The following is a 19,077-nucleotide window of genomic DNA, read 5'->3' as shown; positions in this document are numbered from 1 at the left end:
TCGGCACGTCGAAGATCTTCGCGGCCTTGGCCAGGCCCACGACGTTGTTCTTCATGGTCTGGCGGTCCATCGACTGCACGCCAAAGGCCATCTGGGGCTGGTGGTCGATGATGATCAGCTGGCTGTTGCGCGGGGTCAGGACTTGCAGTTTGGCGTTCGACATGATGGGCTCCGGTATTAAAAACGATTCAATAAGTTTGAGGTTTATCGGGCGGCGCTGGCTTCGCTTCGTTCGTTTCGCTGCGTTGCTGCGCTGTCCATGTGCAGAACTATAGCGACCGCCGCCCTGCATAAAGTGGGCTATCGTCGTCATAGTTATTCAAAATTATTGAACATTGCCCCGGGGCCCGACTCCGCAACGAGCGGGAAACGAAAAAGCCGGCGGAGGCCGGCTTATCGATACGTGCGCACAGGACGGACAGACCAAAGAAAAAGCCCCGCACTGGGCGGGGCTCTTCTTTTCAACCGGTATGAGGCGGGATCAGAACGGAATATCGTCGTCCATGTCCTCGAAGCCGTTCGACGGGGCCTGCTGCTGACGGCGCTGGCCACCCTGCTGGCCGCCACCGCCGCCCTGGGCGCCCTGGCCGCGGCCGCCACCGTAGCCACCGCCACCGCCGCCTTGCGATTCGCGGCTGTAGCCACCGCCACCGCCACCGCCGCCGTAGCCGCCTTCGTCGCCGCCGCCGCCACCCTGGCGGGCGCCCAGCATCTGCATCTGGTCAGCCACGATTTCGGTGCTGTACTTGTCCTGGCCCGACTGGTCCTGCCACTTGCGGGTGCGGATACGGCCTTCGATATAGACCGACGAACCCTTGCGCAGGTATTGACCGGCGATCTCGGCCAGCTTGCCGAAGAAGGCGATGCGGTGCCATTCGGTCGCTTCCTTGAACTCGCCACTCTGCTTGTCCTTGTAGCGGTCGGTCGTCGCGAGCCGGATGTTGGTCACGGCGTCGCCGCTGGGCATGTAGCGGGTTTCGGGGTCGGCGCCCAGGTTGCCGACGAGGATGACTTTGTTGACCGATGCCATATAAGAGTTCTCCAAGGACCGCGCCCTTTCAGCGCGGCGTTAAACGTAGTGCGAGATTCGCAGAAATTAATCGGGCCCGCGACCGTCACCCGGCACAGGCCCATCACTGGACGACCGTAAACGACATCACGCGCCGTCCGGAATACTCCGTCGGGCGCGTGTCGAATGCTACCGCCGATGCCGGGAAAAAGCGTGTCGGGCTTTTGCGGATAGGTGAAAATTTGTGTCTAGGCCGCCACTGCCGAGGCGCCCTCCTTGCTGCGAGCCGGCGGCGCCTTCATGCTCCAGGCGATTATAAGCCACAGCAGCAGCACCGCCGCGCAGGCCACGAACACCGCCGGACGGCCCTCGTGCTTGAGCAGCCAGCCGCCCGCCACGCCGCCCAGCGCCAGGCCCAGCGACTGCGTGGTGTTGTACACGCCGAGCGCGGCACCGCGGCTGGCGGCCGCGTAGCGCGACACCAGCGATGGCTGCATGGCCTCCAAAACGTTGAACGCCACGAAGAACAGCAGCAGCACGCCCACGATCGGCCACAGCCCATGCACGGTGGCGAACAGCAGTTGCACGGCAGTCATCAGCGCCACCGACGCCAGCAGCACCGGCCGCACCTTGCCGTAGCGTTCGGCGGCCATCATCGGCGCCAGCATCAGCAGGAACGACACCAGCACCACGGGCAGGTACACCTTCCAGTGCTGGTCCAGCGGCATGCCGGCATCGCCCAGCATCGCCGGCACCACCATGAACATCGCCACCTGGCTGGCATGCAGCGCCAGCACGCCAACGTTCAGGCGGATCAGGTCGGCATTGAGCAGGACCCTGCGAAACGGCATCTGCACAGGATGAGGCGGCGGCGGGTTCGGCACCACGAACAGCGTCACGCCGATGGCCAGGGCACCCAGCACGCCCATCAGCCCGAAGATGCCCGACATGCCGATGCTGTGCAGCAGTGGCGAGGCAATCACCAGCGACAGCGCAAACGTCAGGCCGATGCTGCCGCCAACCATCGCCATGGCTTTTGTACGATGCCGTTCGCGCGTCAGGTCGGCGATGCAGGCGGTAATGGCTGCCGAGATCGCGCCCATGCCCTGCAGGGCGCGGCCGATGGTGATGCCGGTCAGCGTATCGGAAAAGGCGGCGACCAGCGCCCCGGCCACGAACAGCAGCAGGCCGGCCACCATGACCGGCTTGCGGCCCACGCGGTCGGACAGCCAGCCCAGCGGAATATGCAGGAAGGCCTGCATCAGGCCGTAGATGCCCATCGCCACGCCCACGCGCTGTGCGTCGTGCCCGTCGGGCAGTGTCCGCGCGTATTCGGCGAAGACGGGCAGGATCAGGAACAGCCCCAGCATGCGCAGGGCAAAGATGCTGGCCAGCGACAGGCTGGCGTGCAACTCGCCGCGGGTCATGCGGTCGCGCACGGTTTCGGTGCGGGTGGGCTCGTTGGAAAGACTGGGTGAGGAAGGGGGGATCGACGGCATTGCGGTCGTGGGTGGAATTCTGGCTCGGTCGCGGGCTCGGTCAGCCTGGCAGCTTCGACACGCGCTGGCGCCCGGAAGTTGCCCGGACGTTGCCTTGTCTGGCATCGCAGACATCCGTGCAACAGACGCTGCCGCGATGCCTGCGGCCCCGCCGGCACGTCGCCGTCTTCCGTCCGTTTGGCGCCGGGTAACCCCGGAAACCGAAGTTCGGTATATTAGCAGGTTTGCTTCCCGCGCTTGTTCCATCACGTCCGGCTTCGGCCAGGCGTGAAATGTGCGTGAAGCGGCGGGCTGCGCCCTTGTCCGGGGCGCCCCAGGCGTCTGGCCAGGCACATCGAATTTCCGCGGGACCGACCTGCTCGCAGGCCGCCCACCGGGCGAACGAACGGTATATGGAAGAAATCAAGATCCGTGGGGCGCGTACCCACAACCTGAAGAACATCAACCTGGACCTGCCGCGCAACAAGCTCGTGGTGATCACGGGCCTGTCCGGCTCCGGCAAGTCCTCGCTGGCGTTCGACACCCTGTACGCCGAGGGCCAGCGCCGGTACGTGGAATCGCTGTCCGCCTATGCCCGCCAGTTCCTGCAACTGATGGAAAAGCCCGATGTCGACCTGATCGAAGGGCTGTCGCCCGCGATCTCGATCGAGCAGAAGGCCACCAGCCACAACCCGCGTTCCACGGTCGGCACGGTCACCGAGATCCACGACTACCTGCGCCTGCTCTACGCCCGCGCCGGCACCCCCTACTGCCCCGACCACAACATTGCGCTGCAGGCCCAGAGCGTGTCGCAGATGGTGGATGCCGCACTGGCACTGCCCGAAGACACCAGGCTGATGATCCTGGCGCCCGTGGTGTCCGACCGCAAGGGCGAGCATTCCGACCTGTTCGATTCGATGCAGGCGCAGGGTTTCGTGCGCTTCCGCATCCGCTCGGGCGGCGGCACGGCGCACGAGGCCGAGGCGAAGGTCTACGAAGTGGACAGCCTGCCCAAGCTCAAGAAGACCGAGAAGCACTCGATCGACGTGGTGGTGGACCGCGTGAAGGTGCGCGCCGACATCAAGCAGCGTCTGGCCGAATCGTTCGAGACCGCGCTGCGCCTGGCCGACGGCCGCGCGCTCGCGCTGGAAATGGATACCGGCCGCGAGCACATGTTCAGCTCGCGCTTTGCCTGCCCGATCTGCTCGTATTCGCTGCAGGAACTGGAACCGCGCCTGTTCTCGTTCAACAACCCGATGGGCGCCTGCCCGAGCTGCGACGGGCTGGGCCAGATCACGTTCTTCGACCCGAAGCGCGTGGTGGCCTTCCCGAACCTGTCGCTGGCCTCGGGCGCCATCAAGGGCTGGGATCGCCGCAACCAGTTCTACTTCCAGATGCTGCAGAGCCTGGCGGCGTTTTACGACTTCGACACCGAGGCCGCGTTCGAGGACCTGCCTGCCGAAGTGCAGCAGGTGGTGCTGCACGGCTCGGGCGAGCAGGAAATCCCGTTCACGTATATCAACGAGCGCGGCCGCACCACGGTGCGCTCGCATGCGTTCGAGGGCATCATTCCGAACCTGGAGCGCCGCTATCGCGAGACCGACTCGGTGGCGGTGCGCGAGGAACTGGCCAAGTATCAGAACAACCAGGCCTGCCCGGTGTGCCACGGCACGCGCCTGCGCACCGAAGCCCGCCACGTGAAGATCGGCGAGGACGAGCAGGCGCGCGCGATCTACGAGATCAACGGCCTGCCGCTGCGCGACGCGCTGACGTGGTTCCTGACGCTGAACCTGCACGGCGCCAAGCGCGAGATCGCCGACAAGATCGTCAAGGAGATCTCGGCGCGGCTGAACTTCCTGAACAACGTGGGACTCGACTACCTGTCGCTGGAGCGCAGCGCCGACACGCTGTCCGGCGGCGAGGCCCAGCGCATCCGCCTGGCCTCGCAGATCGGCTCGGGCCTGACCGGCGTGATGTACGTGCTGGACGAGCCGTCGATCGGCCTGCACCAGCGCGACAACGACCGCCTGATCGGCACGCTCAAGCACCTGCGCGACATCGGCAATTCCGTGCTGGTGGTGGAGCACGACGAGGACATGATCCGCGCCTGCGACTACGTGGTCGACATCGGCCCCGGGGCCGGCGTGCATGGCGGGATGATCGTGGCCGAAGGCACGCCCGCGCAGATCGAGCAGTCTCCGGCGTCGCTGACGGGCCAGTACCTGTCCGGCCAGCGCAGCATCGAGGTGCCGAAGAAGCGCGCCGCGCCCGACCCGGACCGGCTGCTGCGCATCGTCAATGCCACGGGCAACAACCTGCGCAACGTGTCGGCCGAGATCCCGGTGGGCCTGCTGACATGCATCACCGGCGTGTCGGGCTCGGGCAAGTCCACGCTGATCAACGACACGCTCTACAACGCCGTGGCGCGCCACCTGTATGGCTCGACGGCCGAACCGGCGCCGCACGACCAGATCGAGGGGCTGGAACACTTCGACAAGGTCATCAACGTCGATCAGAGCCCGATTGGCCGCACGCCGCGCTCGAACCCGGCCACGTACACGGGCCTGTTCACGCCGATCCGCGAACTGTTTGCCGGCGTGCCGGCGGCCAAGGAGCGCGGCTACGATCCGGGCCGGTTCTCGTTCAACGTCAAGGGCGGCCGCTGCGAGTCGTGCCAGGGCGACGGCGTGATCAAGGTGGAGATGCACTTCCTGCCGGACGTCTACGTGCCGTGCGATGTCTGCCACGGCCAGCGTTACAACCGCGAGACCCTGGAGGTGCTCTACAAGGGCAAGAACATCTCCGAGGTGCTGGACCTGACCGTGGAGCAGGCCCACGAGTTCTTCAGCGCCGTGCCCGTGGTGCGCCGCAAGCTGCAGACGCTGCTCGACGTCGGTCTGGGTTATATCCGGCTTGGACAATCGGCTACGACGCTGTCAGGCGGCGAGGCGCAGCGGGTGAAGCTGTCGCTGGAACTGTCCAAGCGCGACACGGGCCGCACGCTGTACATCCTGGACGAGCCCACCACGGGGCTGCACTTCCACGACATCGAACTGCTGCTGGCGGTGATCCAGAAGCTGCGTGACCATGGCAATACGGTGGTGATCATCGAGCACAACCTCGACGTCATCAAGACGGCCGACTGGCTGATCGACATGGGCCCCGAGGGCGGCGCGGGCGGCGGCCAGGTGATTGCCAAGGGCACGCCGGAGACCGTGGCGGCCAGCAAGGCAAGCTTTACCGGCAAGTACCTGGCGCCGCTGCTCAAGCGGAAGTAAGGCGCCGGACGGGCGGGCGGCGTGCCTAGCGCGCCTCCGCCACGTCGCCGATCTTGCCCGGCGTGTCTTCCTTCATGCGGCTGCGGTTCATCAGCCCCGCCTGCTCCAGCACCGGGTAGGCGGTGGCGCAGAACAGCGAATTGAGCCGCTTCATTTCGCTGATCACATCGAGGTGCAGCGAACTCGTCTCGATACTTTCGACCGTCTGGACGGCCACGCGCTGCAGGTGCGAGCGCGCGTACTTGCGTTCCAGGTCGCGGAAATTGGCCTTCTCGGCCATCAATTGCTGTGCGCTGCGGATGTCGCCGGTCAGGAATACCGACAAACCCAGCCGCAGGTTGCTCACCACGCGCGCGTGCATTTCGGCGATTTCCTGCATGCCGGCCTCGGAGAACGACAGGTTGTGCGCGATCTTCTTCTCCCGGGCATCGACGATGACACGCTCGATGAGATCCCCCGCATGCTCCAGGTTGATGGTCAGCGAGATGATTTCGGTCCAGCGCTGGCCGTCGCGTTCGTCCAGCGCCTCGGTGCTGATCTGGGTCAGGTAGAGCTTGATCGCGGTGTACAGGTCGTCCACCTCGTTGTCGATCCGGCACGTAGCGTTGGCCAGCTTCAGGTCGTTGGTGCGCAGCACGCGCAGCAGGTTGTCGAGCATCTGCTCCACGCGGTCGCCGATGCGCAGCACCTCGCGCGCGGCATTCGACAGCGCCAGCGTGGGCGTGGACAGCGCTGCGGGGTCCAGGTGGCGCGGCGTCACCTGGCTGTCACCGGTGTTGCGGCCGGGCAGGATCGCTTCGCACAGGCGCGCCAGCGGCGCCGTGGCGCCCAGCAGCACTACGGCCAGCGCCACATTGAACAACAGGTGGAAATTGACGATCAGCCGTTGCGGGTCGGCGTCGATGTGGGCCAGCAGGTCCTCGGCCTGGGTCAGCAGCGGCAGCGCGATCACGCAGCCCAGCAGGCGCGACAGCAGGTTGCCCAGCGTCACGCGCTTGCCGGGCTGGTTGTTGCCCGACGTGGTCAGCAGCGCCGAGATGCCGGACCCCAGGTTGGCGCCCAGCACCAGCGCCAGCGCCACGTGGATCGACACCACGCCGGCCGACGCCAGCGCGCCGCAGAACAGCACTACGGCCAGGCTGGAATAACAGAGGATGGTCAGGAAGGCGCCGATCAGCATGTCCAGCGCGGCGTCGCCGGTCAGCGTGCTGAACAGCACCTTGACGCCGGCGGCCTGCACCACGGGGCGCGTGGCAATCGAAATCAGTTCCAGCGCCAGCGTGATCAGGCCCAGCCCGATCAACACCCGGCCCACGTGGCCAGCCTTGCTGCCCTTCCAGCTCAGATGGAGGATCACGCCGACGAAGATCAGCAGCGGCGACAGCCATGACAGGTCGAGCGAGAACACCTGCACCATCACGGCCGTGCCCACGTTGGCGCCCAGCATGATGGCCAGCGCCGGGGCCACGGCGATCAGGCCCTGGCCGACGAAGGAACTGACGATGACGGCGGTGGCATTGCTGCTCTGCACCAGCCCGGTCACGCCCAGGCCGGCGACGAATGCCTTGAACCGGTTCGACACACTGGCCGACAGCACATGACGCAGATTGGCGCCGTACACGCGCAGGATGCCGACCTTGACGATATTGGTGCCCCAGACCAGGAGCGCCACGCCAGAGAGGAGATGAAGCAGTACGCCCATTGTGCGTCCCTTGTGACCGGTGCCGGCGGGTGGCAGGAGGCGTACCGCCCGGTCATCGCGTTGTTATCAAGGGGGCATTATGCGCCCCGCTGTCATGTGGGGCAATTGGACGGGGTCCGACGTCCGCCGAAGCGTTGCGCCGGCGTCAGTGGCCGTCGAACTTGCAGACCGTGAACAGCGGCAGGCCGCTGCCGTGCAGCAGCTTCGACCCGCCCAGTTCTGGCAGATCGACGATTGCCGCGCCCTCCACCACCGTGGCGCCCAGGCGTTCCAGCAGCTTGCGGCCGGCCATCATGGTGCCGCCCGTGGCGATCAGGTCGTCGATCAGCACGCGCAGCGTCTTGGGGTTCTGCAGCAGCGGGGTGATGTCCCGGAACTGGACACCGGGCTGCGGCCAGTCCGGCACGGTACGGATGCGGTCACGCAGGTAGCCGGTGACATCGCCGAGATCGGGGGACTGGATGATGGGATCTGCCATGGGGAATCTGTCTGGAAAGAGTTCACGCGGTAACGGGCTACCACCCGCGCCCCGCCTTGCCGCCGCACAATGGCCCGGCTGCTTGGGCGTCCGCAACCCGTAACCATACAGGAGACAGCTATGGCAAAGAAGATTCTGATGCTGGTCGGCGATTTCGCCGAGGACTACGAGACCATGGTGCCGTTCCAGGCACTGCAGATGGTGGGCCACACGGTCCACGCGGTCTGCCCCGACAAGAAGGCCGGTGACGCCTGCGCCACCGCCATCCATGACTTCGAGGGCGACCAGACCTACACCGAAAAGCGCGGCCACAATTTCACGCTCAATGCCACGTTCGCCGATGTGGACCCGGCCAGCTACGACGCCCTGGTGATTCCGGGCGGCCGCGCGCCGGAATACCTGCGCCTGAACGACCGCGTGATCGAGATCGTGCGTCACTTCGCCCAGGCCAACAAGCCGATCGCGGCGGTCTGCCACGGCGCCCAGTTGCTGGCTGCGGCCGATGTGCTGGAAGGCCGCACCTGCTCTGCCTACCCGGCCTGCGCCCCCGAAGTGCGGCTGGCCGGCGGCAAGTACGCCGATATCCCCGTGGACCAGGCCCATACCGATGGCAACCTCGTGACCGCCCCGGCGTGGCCGGCACATCCGGCCTGGCTGGCGCAGTTTCTTGCCGTGCTGGGAACGCGGATCGTAGAGTAGAGGCTTCCGAACGCGGCCAGCCCGGTCGCGGCGCACGGGAGTTCGCATGTGTGAGATCTTCATCCGGGCCAATCCGGATTCGTACCAGACCCAGTCGCGGTCGCTGCGCCTGCACGGCGTGGCGACCAGCATCCGGCTCGAAAACCTGTTCTGGGAAGTGCTGGAAGAACTGGCGCAGCGTGACGGCATGAGCATCAACCAGCTGCTGGCGCGCCTGCACGACGAGTTGGCCGAACATCGCGGCGAGGCGTCGCTCACCGCCAACTTCGCGTCTTTCCTGCGCGTGTGCTGCATGCGCTACTTGTTACTCCAGAACGAAGGCCGTATCCCCGCCGATACCGATGTACCGATCCGGTCGCTCGACGCCCGGGCGGTACTGAGTGATCTACCCGCCTCCTGGGTCGACGGCAACAGCCCGCGCCGACAAACTCCGCAAGACGGACGGCAAACGCGCAGCGCCTGATCCGTCCGACCGGGTGAAACGGTAAAGCCGGCGCCTACTGCCGCACCAGCCGTTCTTCGGCCGATTCCAGCGCCTCGGGCGTGCCGCGCAGCACGACGATGTCGCCCGGCTCCAGTACGGTTTCGGGCTCGGGATCGAAGGCCCGGATGCCGCGCCGGCGCACCGCCGTGACCTCCACGCCGATGCGCTCCAGCCCCAGCGTGCCCAGGCGCCGCCCCACCGCCGTATGCTCGGGCCCAAGCGATACCGAGTGCAGCCGCACCGTATCGCGCTCCACCATGTCTTCCTCGTCGTCGCGGCCGTGGAAGTAGCCGCGCAGCAGGCTGTAGCGCGCGTCGCGCGCCTGCTGCACGCCGCGCACCACCCGGCGCATCGGCACCCCCAGCAGCACCAGCGCATGCGACGCCAGCATCAGGCTGCCCTCGATGATTTCCGGCACCACCTCGGTGGCCCCAGCCTTCTGCAGCGTATCGAGTTCCGAATCGTCCACCGTGCGCACGATCACCGGCATCGCGGGCGCCAGTTCCTGCACGTGGTGCAGCACCTTTACCGCCGAGGGCGTATTGGCATACGTGATCACCACCAGCGCGGCCCGGTGGATACCGGCGGCAATCAGCGATTCGCGCCGCCCGGCATCGCCATAGACCACGGTGTCCCCGGCCGCGGCCGCCTCGCGCACGCGGTCGGGGTCGAGGTCCAGCGCCACATAGGTAATGCCCTCGCGCTCCAGCATGTGCGCCAGGTTCTGCCCGCTGCGACCATAGCCGCAGATGATGGCGTGCTTTTCGGTCTGCAGGCTCTGGGCCGCGATACGGGTCATGTTCAGCGACTGCATCAGCCATTCGTTGGCGGCAAAGCGCAGCACGATGGCGTCGCTGTACTGGATCAGGAACGGCGCGGCCAGCATCGACAGGAGCATCGACGCGAGGATCACCTGGATCAGCACCGGGTCCACCAGCCCCATGCCGTCGATCTGGTTCAGCAGCACGAAACCGAATTCGCCGGCCTGCGCCAGCCCCAGGCCGGTACGGATGGCCACGCCCTGGCGCGACCCGAACAGCCGTGCCAGCCCGGTGATCAGCACCAGCTTGAACAGGATCGGCACCACCAGCAGGCCCAGCACCAGCCAGATATGGTCGAACACCACGCGCACGTTGAGCAACATGCCGATGGTGACGAAGAACAGCCCCAGCAGCACGTCGCGGAACGGCTTGATGTCTTCTTCCACCTGGTGGCGGTACGGGGTCTCGGAAATCAGCATGCCGGCCATGAACGCGCCCAGCGCCATCGACAGGCCCAGCCGTTCGGTCAGCGCGGCCATGCCCAGCGTGACCAGCAGCAGGTTCAGCATGAACAGTTCCTGCGACCGGCGCGCCGCCACGATGTGGAACCAGCGGCTCATCAGCTGCTGCCCGACGAAGAAGATCAGGCCCAGGGCCACCACGATCTTGACCGTGGCCAGCCCCAGCGCCCAGGCCAGGTCGCCGGGATCGCGCGACAGTGCCGGGATGATGATCAGCAGCGGCACCACGGCCAGATCCTGGAACAGCAGCACGCTGATGATGTTGCGGCCGTGCTCGCTTTCCAGCTCCATCCGCTCGGATAGCATTTTCACGACGATGGCCGTCGACGACATGGCCAGCGCGCCGCCCAGCGCCACCGACGCCTGCCAGGTCAGCGGGAACGCCCAGCTGAACAGCCAGCTGGCCGGCAGCACGGCCAGCAGCGACAGCGCCACCTGCGACCCGCCCAGCCCGAACACCAGCCGCTTCATGGCGCGCAGCTTGCTCAGGCTGAATTCCAGGCCGATCGAGAACATCAGGAAGACCACGCCGAATTCCGCCAGGTACTTGGTCTGGCCCGTATCGCTGGCCAGCCCCAATGCGTGGGGGCCGATCAGGATGCCAACCGCCAGATAGCCCAGCATGGGTGGCAGTTGCAGCATGCGGAAGGCCACCACGCCAAAAACGGCGGCGGCCAGCAGCACGAGGGTCAGTTCCAGCGGAGAATGCATTCGGCAGGCTTCAAAAACGACGGCCGGGCACGCGCCTGAGCCGGCATCTGCACCCCGCCGGCAAAAGACGGCAAGCGCGGCGGTCGTCGTGGCAGCCGGGCGGGTTGCCGGGCCAGACGCCATCGCATTCGTTGGTATACTCCAGCGCCATGATAGCCAATTTCGATGCGAATCGAGCACTCGCGCTCGCTCGCCACACCCTCCAGATCGAGGCCGACGCCGTTTCGGCGCTGGCCGGCCGCCTGACCCCCGCCTTTACCCGGGCCGTCGAGATGATTCTCGGCTGCACGGGCCGCGTGGTGGTCTCGGGCATCGGCAAGTCCGGCCATATCGGCCGCAAGGTGGCCGCCACGCTGGCGTCCACGGGCACGCCGTCGTTTTTCGTCCATCCGGCCGAGGCCAGCCATGGCGACCTCGGCATGATCACGCGCGACGACGTGCTGATCGCCTTCTCCAATTCCGGTGAAACGGCCGAACTGCTGTCGATCGTCCCGATCGTCAAGCGCATTGGCGCCGGCCTGATCTCGATCACGGGCAACGCCGAATCGAACCTGGCCAAGCTGTCCGACGCCCACCTGGACGGCGCCGTGGCGCAGGAAGCCTGCCCGCTGAACCTGGCCCCCACGGCCAGCACCACGGCCGCGCTGGCCCTGGGCGACGCCCTGGCGGTGGCCGTGCTCGACGCCCGCGGCTTCGGCGAGGAAGACTTTGCCCGGTCGCACCCGGGCGGTGCGCTGGGCCGCAAGCTGCTGACCCACGTGCGCGATGTCATGCGCACCGGCAACGCCGTGCCGGAGGTGCGCGAAAGCACGCCGCTGGCCCAGGCGCTGATGGAAATCACGCGCAAGGGCATGGCCATGACCGCCGTGGTGGACCCCGACGGCCGGGCCGTGGGCGTCTTCACCGACGGCGACCTGCGCCGCCTGCTGGAAACCCCGCGCGACTGGAAGACCGTGCCGATTGGCGAGGTCATGCACCACAACCCGCGTACGGTCCATCTGGACCAGCTCGCCGTGGAAGCCGTGCAGATCATGGAAACGAACCGCATCAACCAGTTGCTCGTCGTCGATGGCGACGGCCGCCTGGTGGGCGCGCTCCATATCCATGACCTGACGCGCGCCAAGGTCATCTGAACGATGCCGGACTTCCTGTCCAGACTCATCGGCATGATCATGCGGCTGCTGCCGCTGCTGCTGATGGCCATCGTCGCCGGCAGCACGTTCTGGCTGGTGCAGCTGAACTCGCCGCGCGAGGCCAGCGAGCAGTCGCGCGTCAAGCGCCATGAGCCCGATTACTGGATGGACCGTTTCTCGGCCACAGAACTGGCCGAGGACGGCACCACCAAGCTGCGCTTCACGGGCGTGAAGATGGTGCACTTCGAGGACGACCAGACCTACGAGGTAACCACCCCGGCCATGCGTTCGTACGAGCCGGACCGCCCGCCGGTCACCGCCAATTCCCAGCGCGGCACCATGAACGCCGAGGGCTCGATCATCGATCTCTACGGCAATGCGTTCGTGGTCCGCCAGGCTGGCGTCGACCCGTCCAAGGACCCGCGCATGACCGCGGCATCGCAGTACTTCCAGTTGCTGGTCAATGACGACATCGTCAAGACCGACAAGGCGGTGGAGCTGACGCGCGGCCCGTCGGTCATGACGGCCAACGGCATGATCTTCAACAACGTCACCCGCGAAGTACAATTGCTGGGCAACGTACGCGGCACCATCATCATGAACCCGCCGCAGGGGCAGGCCAGGACCCAGTGACCCCGGGGGACGCAAACGCTCCGGCGCATCCTGGCCGCCGTCTTTATCTCACCATTCGCCAAACATGACTGCATCCCTGACGACATCGCCCTGTCGCCGCCTCGCGCCCGCCCTGCTGGCGTCCATCGCCGCCCTCGGCCTGACGCTGGCCGCGCCGGCCTTTGCCGAGCGCGCCGACCAGGGCAAGCCGCTGGTGCTGGAGGCCGACAACGCCAGCTACGATGACGTCAAGCAGATCTACACCCTCACCGGCAACGTGGTGCTGACCAAGGGCACCATGGTGCTGAAGTCCGACGCGGCCGAGCTGCGCACCGACCCCGAGGGTTACCAGTACGCCATCGCCACGTCCAAGCCCGGCCGTCAGGCGTATATCCGCCAGAAGCGCGACGGCGTGGACGAGTACATCGACGGCTGGGGCGACCGCATCGAATACGACGGCAAGTCCGAGATCAACAAGCTGATCGGGCATGCCCGCGCGGCGCGCGTGTCGGGCGTGGGCGCGAAGATCATCGACGAGATCCGCGGCGCCGTGATCACCTACGACAGCCGCAACGAGTACTACACCGCCACCGGCGGCGACAACAACACCACGGCCGGCAATACGTCGGGCCGCGTGCGCGCGGTGCTGTCGCCGCGCTCGGACGCCAGCGCCCCCGCCGCTGCGGGCGCACCGCTGGATCTGAAGCCGTCCACCGCGCCCAAGCCTTAACGCCTTACCTCCAGCCAGTCCTGATGAACGATTCCGCCACGCTCACCGCCTCTGCCACGTCCTCCGCATCCGCCGTCCGCACCGACAGCAGCACGCTGGTCGTGCGTCACCTGAAGAAACGCTACGGCACGCGCACGGTGGTCAAGGACGTATCGCTCGATGTGAAAAGCGGCGAGGTGGTGGGGCTGCTGGGCCCCAACGGCGCCGGCAAGACCACGTCGTTCTACATGATCGTGGGGCTGGTGGCGCTGGACGAAGGCGACATCGTGCTCGACGACGAGCACATCAGCGGACTGGCCATTCACGAACGCGCCCGCATGGGCCTTTCGTACCTGCCGCAGGAAGCGTCGGTATTCCGCAAGCTCAACGTGGAAGAGAACATCCGCGCGGTGCTGGAACTGCAGGTGGAAAACGGCAAGCCACTGCCCAAGGCCGAGATCGAACGCCGCCTGGATTCGCTGCTCGACGACCTGCAGATCGCGCATCTGCGCAACAACCCGGCACTGTCGCTGTCGGGCGGCGAGCGGCGCCGCGTGGAAATCGCGCGCGCGCTGGCGTCGTCGCCGCGCTTCATCCTGCTCGACGAACCGTTCGCCGGCGTGGACCCGATCGCCGTGGGCGAAATCCAGCGCATCGTGAGCTTCCTGAAGGCGCGCAATATCGGCGTGCTGATCACCGACCATAACGTGCGCGAAACGCTGGGGATCTGCGACCACGCGTACATCATCAGCGAAGGCACCGTGCTGGCCGCCGGCCAGCCCGAGGAAATCATCGCCAACGAGTCGGTACGCCGCGTCTACCTGGGCGAAAACTTCCGCATGTAAGGCCCGGCCGCCTCCGCGGCCACACTGCCGACAGGTTTTCGGCAGGTCATCGGCAGGTCATTTTTACCGCACTTGCCTACGGCTATTTCAAAGCCGTTGCCGATCACGAAGCCGAAGCGATAGGTTGTAGCAAATTCCGTTCCAACAACGGAAAGATGCGCATAGAATAGGTCGCATGAAACCTTCGCTTCAGCTACGCCTCTCCCAACATCTGGCCCTGACGCCGCAACTGCAGCAGTCCATCCGGCTGCTTCAGCTTTCCACGCTCGAACTGCAACAGGAGGTGGAACAGGCGCTGACGGAAAACCCGCTGCTGGAACGCGAGAACGACTGGATCGAAAGCCCGCTGCGCGTGGCGGCCGACGGCTCCGTCAACCTGCAAAGCGCCCCGGCGCCGGCACCGTCCGAACCGCAGACCAACGGCGACGACCGCAGCGAACATGCGTCCGGCGGCGAGGAAGAAGGCTTCAGCGATTCCGGTGGCGAGGACTATGGCAACGACTGGAGCCTCGACGACTTCGCGCGCCGTCCGCAGAACGACGAAGACGAAAAGACGCCGATGCAGTTGCGCGATGCGGACCCTACGCTGCGCGAATACCTGATGGAACAGCTGACGCCGCTCAAGATTTCGGCGCGCGACAAGGGCCTGGCCATCTTCCTGATCGAATCGCTCGACGACGACGGATACCTGAGTGCGTCACTCGAGGAAATCTGCACCGAACTGCCCGAAGAACTCGAATTCGAGGTGGAAGAAGTGCAGGCGATGCTGACGCTGCTGCAGAGCTTCGATCCGCCGGGCGTTGGCGCCCGCAATGCCGCCGAATGCCTGAGCCTGCAATTGAAACGGTTGCAGCATCCGCAGCGCGAACTGGCGCTGTCCATCGTCAATCATCATCTTGAACTGCTGGCGGTCAGGGATTACACGCGCCTCAAGAAAGCGCTGCAGGTGGACGAAATTGCACTAAAGGCGGCGCATGACCTGATCCGCTCGCTGGCGCCGTACCCAGGGCATGCGTACAGCCGCCCCGAGGCCGATTTCGTGGTGCCGGACGTGTTCGTGCGCAAGAGCGGCAGCGGCTGGATTGCCCAGCTGAATCCGGATGTGATGCCGCGCCTGCGCATCAACGACATGTATGCGCAGATCTTGCGCGGTGCAAAAGGCGAAGCGGGGGCTGCGGGACTGCAGCAAAAGCTGCAGGAAGCGCGGTGGCTTATCAAGAACATCCAGCAAAGATTCGACACGATCCTGCGTGTGGCGCAGGCAATTGTGGAGCGTCAGAAGAACTTTTTTTCGCACGGCGAAATAGCGATGCGGCCCTTGGTTTTGCGGGAAATTGCCGATACACTCGGTTTACACGAGTCGACCATTTCCCGGGTGACCACGAACAAATACATGGCCACGCCAATGGGTACTTTCGAGTTGAAGTACTTCTTTGGTAGCCACGTCTCCACGGAGACGGGCGGCGCGGCCTCTTCCACGGCGATCCGCGCGCTGATCAAGCAACTGATAGGAGCCGAAGAACCCAGGAATCCTCTTTCCGACAGCCGCATCGCCGAATTGCTGGGCGAACAGGGCTTTGTGGTCGCACGCCGCACGGTGGCCAAATATCGCGAAGCACTGAAGATCCCCGCAGTCAATCTCCGCAAGTCTTTGTAGCCGAGCCGCAACCGCCTGCCTGGTGCGGCTCTTTCAGAAGGAGAAGCGCTATGAACTTCAAGATCAGTGGACACCACCTCGACATCACGCCGCCGCTGCGTGAGTATGTGGAAACGAAACTGGAGCGAATTGTCAGGCATTTCGATCAGGTCATTGGCGTGAGCGTGCTGCTATCTGTCGACAACCACAAGGAAAAGGACAAGCGTCAGTACGCGGAAATCAATCTGCATCTCAAGGGCAAGGACATCTTCGTCGAAGCGCACCATGAAGACCTGTACGCGGCGATCGACTGTCTGGTCGACAAGCTCGACCGGCAGGTGATCCGCTACAAGGACCGCGTGCAGGGTCATGACCGGGAAGCGGTCAAGTACCAGATGGCTGAAGCCCAGCTACAGCAACAATAGGCTGGCAAATCCTTAACTGCCCCTTGAGGCGGACGTCAGCGTCCCCGAAAGGACTGACAGGAAGAGAGCAAAGCCGCGCATCTGCGCGGCTTTTTTGATGGGCACGCGCCCGCGTGGGGCTGAAATTCTCCGTTACCTTCGCACCACGGCCGAAACCAATTGATTCGCCGGGGGTGTTCGCATCTTGCGCGGCTCGGTGTATGCTGCGCCATACAAGAACGACAGGCAGAACGGTCCCGGTAATCCGAACGGCAGGCCGCGTGACGGAAGATCATGCGGGCGCCGGCGGCAATATCCGGGTGGGCAATCCGGCCGGCCAATCCGCGGCACCACCCGCGGCGCCGGCGCTGCAGTGCACAAGCGCGCTGTGGCCCTGCTCTATAATGAGCCGGACGTTCCAATGCGGGCGTCCACCAAGCACTCGATATCCTGAATTGCCCCATCCGGCGGGACGGCATTTGTGCGCCGTATCGCCAACCTGACTTCTCGTGCATCGCCCATGAATCGTTTGGCCAAATTGCTGCCACCCGGCAACATCCATCTCGACGTCACCGTCACCAGCAAGAAGCGGGTCTTCGAGCAAGCCGGGCTCCTGTTCGAGAACAACCATGGTGTGGCCCGCGCCACCGTCACGGACAACCTTTTCGCCCGCGAATCGCTGGGGTCGACCGGCCTGGGTGCCGGCGTCGCCATCCCGCACGGCCGTATCAAGGGCCTGAAGCAGCCGCTGGCCGGCTTCATGCGCCTGGCCGAGCCGATTCCGTTCGAATCGCCCGACGGCAAGCCGGTCTCTCTGCTGATTTTCCTGCTGGTGCCCGAACAGGCCACCCAGCAGCACCTCGAAATTCTCTCGGAAATCGCACAATTGCTGTCGGACCGCGAGATGCGCGAAGGCCTGGCCACGCTGCCCTCGCCCGAAGCCGTCCACCAGTTGCTGACCGAATGGCATCCGTGACGATCCACAGGCCGGCCTGGCTGGCCGCCTGAAGCCATACCGCCCCCCTCGTAGAAAGCATCCCGCATGGAACTCACCGGCGTCACCTCGCAGTCGATCTTCGACGACAACGCAGCCGACATCAAACTGTCGTGGGTCGCCGGTCTGGAAGGTGCCGACCGGGCCTTTGACGTCGAATTCGCCCGCGAAGCCACTTCCGCCGCCGATCTGGTGGGCCACCTGAACCTGATCCACCCGAACCGGATCCAGGTGCTCGGCAAGCCAGAAATCCAGTATTACCAACGTCTGGACGACGAACCGCGCAAGCGCCAGATGGGTGAACTGATCCTGCTGGAGCCGCCGTTCCTGGTGGTGGCCGACGGCATGGAGCCCCCGCCCGACCTTGAACTGCGCTGCACGCGCTCGTCGACCCCGCTGTTCACCACGCCGGTGTCCTCGGCGGCCGTGATCGATCACCTGCGCCTCTACCTGTCGCGCATCTCCGCGCCGCGCGTGACGATGCACGGGGTATTTCTGGACATCCTCGGCATGGGCGTGCTGATCATGGGCGAATCGGGCCTGGGCAAGAGCGAGCTGGGCCTGGAACTGATTTCGCGCGGCCACGGCCTCGTGGCGGACGATGCCGTCGATTTCGTCCGGCTGGGCCCCGACTTCATCGAAGGCCGCTGTCCGCCGCTGCTGCAGAACCTGCTCGAAGTGCGCGGCCTGGGCCTGCTCGATATCAAGACGATCTTTGGCGAAACGGCGGTGCGCCGGAAGATGAAGCTCAAGCTCGTGGTGCAGCTGGTACGCCGCAACGATGGCGAATTCGAACGGCTGCCGCTCGATTCCCAGTACCTCGACGTGCTGGGCCTGCCGATCCACATGGTGAAGATCCAGGTGGCGGCCGGCCGCAACCTGGCCGTTCTGGTCGAAGCCGCCGTGCGCAACACGATCCTGCGGCTGCGCGGCATCGACACGCTGCGCGACTTCATGGACCGCCAGCGCGCGGCCATGCAGGCCGACGTGGTATCGCGCGGCCAGGGTCGCCTGCTCTGAGCCGCTGCCGCGCCCGTCTGCAAACGCCCGCTTCATTCGCGGGCGTTTTTCATTTGCTTACAAGCCTGGCATCGCCCTTCGTCAACGAACTGCGGGCGGCCGCCGTTTTGTGCTGTAATGGGCGCCGAGCCCAGGTTCCGCCAGACGCCCGCATGGCGCGCGGCCACGATGTGTTTCCACAGCCAGGAGAGAAGCATGAAAAAGCTGATCGCGATGTGTTTGCTGGTTACCCCCCTGTTCGCCACGGCCGCGTTTGCCCAGGGCGCCTCGGCTCCGGCCGCTGCCGAGAAGTCTGGCAAGACCGCGCAGCAGGAAAAGATGGCGGCCTGCTCCAAGGCCAACAAGGGCAAGAAGGGCGACGAATACAAGAAGGCGCAGAGCGAGTGCCTGTCGGCCAGCGGCCCCGCCCCCGCCGCCGAGCCGAAGACCCAGCAGGAAAAGATGGCCGCGTGCGCCAAGGCCAACAAGGGCAAGAAGGGCGACGAATACAAGAAGGCACAGAGCGAGTGCCTGTCGGCCAAGCCGGCAACCTGATCGGCGCGGTTCGCAACGCCGGGTTTCATCACTCCGGGGTTCACAAACCGTTACGCGGCCCGATCCGGG

At 65.5% G+C, this 19,077-nt stretch carries 17 protein-coding genes and 1 pseudogene; 12 read left to right on the top strand and 6 right to left on the bottom strand.

The features are described 5' to 3' along the window. The 3 genes and pseudogenes from D9X30_RS05725 to D9X30_RS05715 all read right to left on the bottom strand — a co-directional run. A pseudogene (locus D9X30_RS05725) lies at nucleotides 1-163 on the bottom strand (hydrolase); the annotation flags it as partial. A gap of 318 nt (nucleotides 164-481) precedes the next feature. Beyond that, nucleotides 482-1,030 (bottom strand): single-stranded DNA-binding protein, encoded by a 549-nt coding sequence (locus tag D9X30_RS05720; RefSeq protein ID WP_153948974.1) that lies wholly within the window; start codon nucleotides 1,028-1,030, stop codon nucleotides 482-484. A gap of 227 nt (nucleotides 1,031-1,257) precedes the next feature. After that, nucleotides 1,258-2,508 (bottom strand): MFS transporter, encoded by a 1,251-nt coding sequence (locus D9X30_RS05715; protein WP_153948975.1) that lies wholly within the window; start codon nucleotides 2,506-2,508, stop codon nucleotides 1,258-1,260. A 392-nt stretch (nucleotides 2,509-2,900) separates the two neighbouring features. Here D9X30_RS05715 and uvrA point away from each other — a divergent pair, with 392 nt between their 5' ends. Beyond that, complete coding sequence (gene uvrA / locus D9X30_RS05710; RefSeq protein ID WP_153948976.1) at nucleotides 2,901-5,765, top strand: excinuclease ABC subunit UvrA; 2,865 nt, start codon at nucleotides 2,901-2,903, stop codon at nucleotides 5,763-5,765. Nucleotides 5,766-5,790: 25 nt separating this feature from the next. Here uvrA and D9X30_RS05705 read toward each other — a convergent pair whose 3' ends face one another. Both D9X30_RS05705 and D9X30_RS05700 read right to left on the bottom strand, forming a co-directional pair. Then, nucleotides 5,791-7,467 (bottom strand): Na/Pi cotransporter family protein, encoded by a 1,677-nt coding sequence (locus D9X30_RS05705; RefSeq protein WP_153948977.1) that lies wholly within the window; start codon nucleotides 7,465-7,467, stop codon nucleotides 5,791-5,793. A gap of 145 nt (nucleotides 7,468-7,612) precedes the next feature. Beyond that, nucleotides 7,613-7,945: a type I phosphoribosyltransferase gene (locus D9X30_RS05700; protein WP_153948978.1), complete on the bottom strand. Its 333-nt coding sequence runs from the start codon at nucleotides 7,943-7,945 to the stop codon at nucleotides 7,613-7,615. A 120-nt stretch (nucleotides 7,946-8,065) separates the two neighbouring features. Between D9X30_RS05700 and D9X30_RS05695 the strand changes: the two genes are divergently transcribed. Further along, nucleotides 8,066-8,644 (top strand): DJ-1/PfpI family protein, encoded by a 579-nt coding sequence (locus tag D9X30_RS05695; RefSeq protein ID WP_153948979.1) that lies wholly within the window; start codon nucleotides 8,066-8,068, stop codon nucleotides 8,642-8,644. A gap of 46 nt (nucleotides 8,645-8,690) precedes the next feature. Continuing rightward, nucleotides 8,691-9,107: a ribbon-helix-helix domain-containing protein gene (locus D9X30_RS05690; RefSeq protein ID WP_153948980.1), complete on the top strand. Its 417-nt coding sequence runs from the start codon at nucleotides 8,691-8,693 to the stop codon at nucleotides 9,105-9,107. A gap of 34 nt (nucleotides 9,108-9,141) precedes the next feature. On the opposite strand, the gene D9X30_RS05685 is transcribed toward D9X30_RS05690, so the two are convergent. After that, entirely contained in the window at nucleotides 9,142-11,121 is a 1,980-nt protein-coding gene (locus D9X30_RS05685) for a monovalent cation:proton antiporter family protein (protein WP_153948981.1), read from the bottom strand. 149 nt (nucleotides 11,122-11,270) lie between these two features. Between D9X30_RS05685 and D9X30_RS05680 the strand changes: the two genes are divergently transcribed. The 9 genes from D9X30_RS05680 to D9X30_RS05640 all read left to right on the top strand — a co-directional run bounded on the left by D9X30_RS05680 (nucleotide 11,271) and on the right by D9X30_RS05640 (nucleotide 19,008). Then, nucleotides 11,271-12,254 (top strand): KpsF/GutQ family sugar-phosphate isomerase, encoded by a 984-nt coding sequence (locus D9X30_RS05680; RefSeq protein WP_153948982.1) that lies wholly within the window; start codon nucleotides 11,271-11,273, stop codon nucleotides 12,252-12,254. A gap of 3 nt (nucleotides 12,255-12,257) precedes the next feature. After that, on the top strand, nucleotides 12,258-12,887 hold the full coding sequence (lptC, locus tag D9X30_RS05675; RefSeq protein ID WP_153948983.1) for an LPS export ABC transporter periplasmic protein LptC: 630 nt from the start codon (nucleotides 12,258-12,260) through the stop codon (nucleotides 12,885-12,887). A 64-nt stretch (nucleotides 12,888-12,951) separates the two neighbouring features. Continuing rightward, nucleotides 12,952-13,596, top strand: coding sequence for a lipopolysaccharide transport periplasmic protein LptA (lptA, locus tag D9X30_RS05670; RefSeq protein ID WP_153948984.1), 645 nt, complete (start codon nucleotides 12,952-12,954; stop codon nucleotides 13,594-13,596). A 23-nt stretch (nucleotides 13,597-13,619) separates the two neighbouring features. Then, nucleotides 13,620-14,420 (top strand): LPS export ABC transporter ATP-binding protein, encoded by an 801-nt coding sequence (gene lptB, locus D9X30_RS05665; protein WP_153948985.1) that lies wholly within the window; start codon nucleotides 13,620-13,622, stop codon nucleotides 14,418-14,420. Between the two features lie 175 nt (nucleotides 14,421-14,595). Next, nucleotides 14,596-16,077 carry an RNA polymerase factor sigma-54 gene (locus tag D9X30_RS05660; RefSeq protein WP_153948986.1) on the top strand — a complete coding sequence of 494 codons (1,482 nt, stop codon included), beginning with the start codon at nucleotides 14,596-14,598 and terminating at the stop codon, nucleotides 16,075-16,077. Between the two features lie 50 nt (nucleotides 16,078-16,127). Further along, nucleotides 16,128-16,481 carry a ribosome hibernation-promoting factor, HPF/YfiA family gene (gene hpf / locus D9X30_RS05655; protein ID WP_066739680.1) on the top strand — a complete coding sequence of 118 codons (354 nt, stop codon included), beginning with the start codon at nucleotides 16,128-16,130 and terminating at the stop codon, nucleotides 16,479-16,481. A gap of 499 nt (nucleotides 16,482-16,980) precedes the next feature. After that, entirely contained in the window at nucleotides 16,981-17,436 is a 456-nt protein-coding gene (gene ptsN, locus D9X30_RS05650) for a PTS IIA-like nitrogen regulatory protein PtsN (protein ID WP_153948987.1), read from the top strand. 66 nt (nucleotides 17,437-17,502) lie between these two features. Further along, the gene (gene hprK / locus D9X30_RS05645) at nucleotides 17,503-18,474 is read left to right on the top strand and encodes an HPr(Ser) kinase/phosphatase (RefSeq protein ID WP_092603200.1); all 972 of its coding nucleotides are present in this window, start codon (nucleotides 17,503-17,505) and stop codon (nucleotides 18,472-18,474) included. Nucleotides 18,475-18,669: 195 nt separating this feature from the next. Then, a complete protein-coding gene (locus tag D9X30_RS05640) occupies nucleotides 18,670-19,008 on the top strand; it encodes a PsiF family protein (RefSeq protein WP_153948988.1) in 339 nt (112 codons plus the stop codon). The last annotated feature ends 69 nt before the right edge of the window (nucleotides 19,009-19,077 follow it).

The organism is Cupriavidus sp. U2, assembly GCF_009663685.2.
Taxonomy (GTDB): Bacteria; Pseudomonadota; Gammaproteobacteria; order Burkholderiales; family Burkholderiaceae; genus Cupriavidus; species Cupriavidus necator_C.
Note: the sequence above shows the minus strand (reverse complement) of the source record. Positions and strands in the feature narration are given on the sequence as shown.